Raw genomic sequence first — 4,049 nt, forward strand, 5'->3', positions numbered from 1 at the left:
GCCAAGAGGGGGGCAACGCCCCCCTTCCCCGCCCCGAAACGCACCTGCCCCAACGTTCTGCTTGCCCGCAGCCACAGGCTGGGCAACCCTGTTCCTTGGACCCAGCCAGCAAGGGACACAGGCATGAACAGCGACCGCCTCTCCATCACCATCCAAAACGGCATCGCCGAAGTCGCGCTTGCCCGCCCTGACAAGCTCAACGCAATGGACGAAGCCATGTTCACCGCGCTCTCGGAAGCGGGCAGGGAACTGGCGGCCACCGCGGGGCTGCGCGCGGTCATCCTTTACGGGCAGGGCAAGGGCTTCTGCGCCGGGATCGATACGGGGCTTCTGATGTCCTTCGCCGGGCGCATCGAGGCGTTGCGCGCCGAGATCACCGCCCCGCCGCCCGGTCAGGCCGCCAACCGCTTCCAGCATCCCTGTACCGTCTGGGCCGATCTGCCGGTGCCGGTGATCGCGGCGCTGCACGGGCCGGTGTTCGGCGCAGGGCTGCAACTGGCTTTGGGGGCCGATATCCGGCTGGCCGCGCCAGAGAGCAGGTTTTCGGTCATGGAGGCCAAATGGGGCCTGATCCCCGATATGGGCCTGACAAAGCTGCTGCCCGGCCTGATGCGCTCCGATCAGGCGCTGGAGCTGATGTTGACCGCCCGCGTCATCGACGCTGCCGAGGCCGCACAACTGGGCCTCGTCACCCGCCTTGCCGATGAACCCCTGACCGAGGCACGCGCGCTGGCCCATGCCATCGCCGCACGCAACCCTGACGCCACGCGCGGGGCCAAGGCGCTGGTGCGCCAGTGCTGGCCGGGCGATGATGCGGGGCTGGCGCTGGAGGCAAAGCTGCAGGCCGCCATCATCGGCTCAGAGAACCAGATCGAGGCGGTAATGGCCGAGGTGCAGAAGCGCGCGCCGCGCTTCACCTGAGACACTGCCACTCACGGGGCCACATAAACCGCCCCTTACAGGACCAGTTCGCGCAGCAATGCCCCCAGCACCGCGCGCTTCTCCGGCTCCAGCGGCGCAAGAACCTGCGCGTTCACGCCAGCAACCACGGCCCGCAGCCGTGGCACGCGCAGCCGCGCCGCCTCGGTCGCATGAACCCGGTGCACCCGGCGTGATTGCCCGCATACCCGCCGTTCGATCAGACCGGCCGCCTGCAACCCGTCCAGCGCCCGGCTGATCTGCCACGCGGGCATGGCAAAGGCCGCGCCGATCTCGGTCTGGGTCTGCCCGTCGGCCTCAAGCGCGCACATGAGCACGGCGAACTGCGCAAGCGTCAGATCTTCCTCGCGCAGCGCGTCGATCATCGCCGCCTCAAAGCGCCGCGCCACCCGTTGCATCATCCAGCCGATGCTGCCCTGTCGTGTTGCGGTGATACCCGCTGAAAGCTCTGTGCGATGTTCCATACCCGCTTTTTACTTCTAATCATTTGCAATGGCAACTTTTGCGATTGCAAATTTATGTGCACGCAGCCATGATCTTCCCAGCCCAACCCTGCAACCGTCAGAGGCCCGCCATGCCACGCCGCTATCACCCCATCCTCGTCGCCCTGCACTGGGCGATCGCCTTCTGCCTGATCGGCCTTCTGATCGCAGGCATGACCATGCTTGCGCCGCTGGCCAACAATGACCCGGCCAAGCTGATGTCTTTCCGCATGCACATGGCTTTGGGCGGGGTCACGCTGTTCCTGCTGGTGGCGCGCGTCATTGTACGGCTGCTGACACGCACCCCGCCCCGCCTGCCCACCGGCAATGCGCTGCTGGACCGGCTGGCACCGTTGACCCATGCCGCGCTCTATATCCTGCCCCTCGCCATGGTTTTTTCGGGCATCGCCTTTGCCAGTGCGTCCAACCTGCCCGATGCGGTCTTTGGCAGCGGCCCGATGCCCGAAAGCTTTGTCCATCCGGCGCGGGCAGTGCATGGCATCGCCTCAACCCTGCTGATGGCGCTGATCGCGCTGCATATCGCCGCCGCGCTCTGGCATCAGTTCTTCCGCCGAGACGGTATCATGACACGGATGTGGTTCGGCGCGCGTTAATCAGGGGCGGAAAGGGCAAAAGCGCCCTTCCCGCAGCGCCCGCCAAGGGCTATATGCCCGCCATGAGCCAGAACCCACCCGCCCTGCGCCCGGACCTTGCACCCCGCGCCCGCATCTCTGAGGCCCCGCGCCCCGGCCAGCCGACCATCGGCATGGTCTCGCTTGGCTGTCCCAAGGCGCTGGTGGACAGCGAACGCATCCTCACCCGGCTGCGCGCCGAAGGCTACGCCATCGCGCCCGATTATCAGGGCGCGGATGCGGTGATCGTCAATACCTGCGGGTTTCTGGACAGCGCCAAGGCCGAAAGCTTAGAGGCCATCGGCGAGGCGCTGCGCGAGAATGGCCGCGTCATCGTCACCGGCTGTCTGGGGGCGGAACCAGAATACATCACCGGCGCGCATCCAAAGGTGATGGCCGTCACCGGCCCGCACCAGTATGAGCAGGTGCTTGATGCCGTGCATATTGCCGTACCGCCGCAGCCGGACCCGTTCATCGACCTGTTGCCTGCCTCGGGCGTGCGGCTGACGCCGCGCCACTACAGCTATCTCAAGATTTCCGAAGGCTGTAACCACAAATGCAAGTTCTGCATCATCCCCGACATGCGCGGCAAACTGCAAAGCCGCCCCGCCCATGCCGTGCTGCGCGAGGCCGAAAAGCTGGTGGATGCGGGGGTGCGGGAACTGCTGGTGATCAGTCAGGACACCTCCGCCTATGGCGTGGATATCCGCCATGCCAGCGAGCGCGGACACCGCGCGCATATCACCGATCTGGCGCGTGAACTCGGCGCGCTGGGTGCCTGGGTGCGGCTGCATTATGTCTATCCCTACCCCCATGTGCGCGACCTGATCCCGCTGATGGCGGCCCCGTCTGCGAATGGCGGCCGGGTGCTGCCCTATCTGGATATCCCCTTCCAGCACGCCCATCCTGAAGTGCTCAGGCGCATGGCCCGGCCTGCGGCTGCGGCAAAAACCCTTGATGAAATCGTCCGCTGGCGCTCTGACTGCCCGGATATCACGCTGCGCTCCACTTTCATCGTCGGCTATCCCGGCGAGACCGAGGCCGAATTCCAGACCTTGCTGGACTGGCTGGATGAAGCGCAGCTCGACCGGGTGGGGTGTTTTCAGTATGAAAACGTCAAGGGCGCGCGCTCGAACGCGCTGCCGGACCATGTGCCCGCGGATGTGAAACAGGACCGCTGGGACCGTTTCATGCAAAAGGCGCAGGCGATTTCCGAGGCGAAACTGGCGGCCAAGGTGGGTCAGACCCTGCAGGTCATCGTCGATGAAGTCGATGCCGACGGCGCCACAACCCGCACCTGGGCCGATGCCCCCGAAATCGACGGCAACCTGTTCATCGACGAAGGGTTCGAGGGGCTGAAGCCCGGCGACATCCTCAGCGTCGTGGTCGAAGAGGCCGGTGAATACGACCTCTGGGGCCGCCCCGTCTGACCCACCGCAAAGCCGAGAGAGCCCATGACCGATCAGGACCGCCTCAACACCATCGCCGCCGACCAGCCGCCCTTTTCCCAGACACTGGGCATCCGCATCCTCAGCGTCAGTGCCGACCGGGTGGAGGCAGAGCTGCCGGTGACCCCGGCACTGGCGAACCGCAACGGGGTGCTGCACGGCGGGGCGATCATGGCGCTGGCGGATAACATGGGCGGGACTGCGACCTTCCTGAACCTCGCGCCCGATCAGGGCACGACGACCATGGAGAGCAAGACCAACTTCTTCCGCCCGGTCGCACTGGGCGATACCGCGCGCGCGGTCACCGTGCCGCTGCACCGCGGGCGGCGCACGATGGTCTGGCAGACCACGATCAGCCGGAGCGATGGCAAGATGGCGGCGCTGGTGACCCAGACGCAGATGGTGATCTGAGTATCCGGTGCCGACAGGCTGAGGCGCGCCCGCGCCCGCCCGTCGTCGCTCGGCGGCTGCGCCCCCTCCTTCTCCCGTTTTTTTGGGGGGGAAGGGCGCGCCCGCGCCCTTGAGGGGGGCGCTGCCCCCCTCTTGGC

5 protein-coding genes are annotated in these 4,049 nt (G+C 66.4%); 4 read left to right on the top strand and 1 reads right to left on the bottom strand.

Annotated features, from left to right (window positions below):
- The first annotated feature begins 123 nt into the window (after positions 1-123).
- Positions 124-921: a crotonase/enoyl-CoA hydratase family protein gene (locus V7Q53_RS23085; protein WP_333831361.1), complete on the top strand. Its 798-nt coding sequence runs from the start codon at positions 124-126 to the stop codon at positions 919-921.
- Positions 922-956: 35 nt separating this feature from the next.
- Here V7Q53_RS23085 and V7Q53_RS23090 read toward each other — a convergent pair whose 3' ends face one another.
- Positions 957-1,403: a MarR family winged helix-turn-helix transcriptional regulator gene (locus V7Q53_RS23090; RefSeq protein WP_333831362.1), complete on the bottom strand. Its 447-nt coding sequence runs from the start codon at positions 1,401-1,403 to the stop codon at positions 957-959.
- A 110-nt stretch (positions 1,404-1,513) separates the two neighbouring features.
- Between V7Q53_RS23090 and V7Q53_RS23095 the strand changes: the two genes are divergently transcribed.
- The 3 genes from V7Q53_RS23095 to V7Q53_RS23105 all read left to right on the top strand — a co-directional run bounded on the left by V7Q53_RS23095 (position 1,514) and on the right by V7Q53_RS23105 (position 3,912).
- Positions 1,514-2,035 (top strand): cytochrome b, encoded by a 522-nt coding sequence (locus V7Q53_RS23095; RefSeq protein WP_333831364.1) that lies wholly within the window; start codon positions 1,514-1,516, stop codon positions 2,033-2,035.
- A gap of 62 nt (positions 2,036-2,097) precedes the next feature.
- Positions 2,098-3,483, top strand: coding sequence for a 30S ribosomal protein S12 methylthiotransferase RimO (rimO, locus tag V7Q53_RS23100; protein ID WP_333831366.1), 1,386 nt, complete (start codon positions 2,098-2,100; stop codon positions 3,481-3,483).
- 24 nt (positions 3,484-3,507) lie between these two features.
- Positions 3,508-3,912 (top strand): PaaI family thioesterase, encoded by a 405-nt coding sequence (locus tag V7Q53_RS23105; protein WP_333831367.1) that lies wholly within the window; start codon positions 3,508-3,510, stop codon positions 3,910-3,912.
- The last annotated feature ends 137 nt before the right edge of the window (positions 3,913-4,049 follow it).

Origin of the sequence: Pararhodobacter sp. (assembly GCF_036802785.1) — a bacterium.
GTDB lineage: Bacteria > Pseudomonadota > Alphaproteobacteria > Rhodobacterales > Rhodobacteraceae > Pararhodobacter.

Excerpts from the sequence above, each read along its gene's own strand:
- V7Q53_RS23085 (WP_333831361.1), top strand. The coding sequence starts at position 124 with ATGAACAGCGACCGCCTCTCCATCACCATCCAAAACGGCATCGCCGAA.
- V7Q53_RS23090 (WP_333831362.1), bottom strand. The coding sequence starts at position 1,403 with ATGGAACATCGCACAGAGCTTTCAGCGGGTATCACCGCAACACGACAG.
- V7Q53_RS23095 (WP_333831364.1), top strand. The coding sequence starts at position 1,514 with ATGCCACGCCGCTATCACCCCATCCTCGTCGCCCTGCACTGGGCGATC.
- V7Q53_RS23105 (WP_333831367.1), top strand. The coding sequence starts at position 3,508 with ATGACCGATCAGGACCGCCTCAACACCATCGCCGCCGACCAGCCGCCC.
- rimO (WP_333831366.1), top strand. The coding sequence starts at position 2,098 with ATGAGCCAGAACCCACCCGCCCTGCGCCCGGACCTTGCACCCCGCGCC.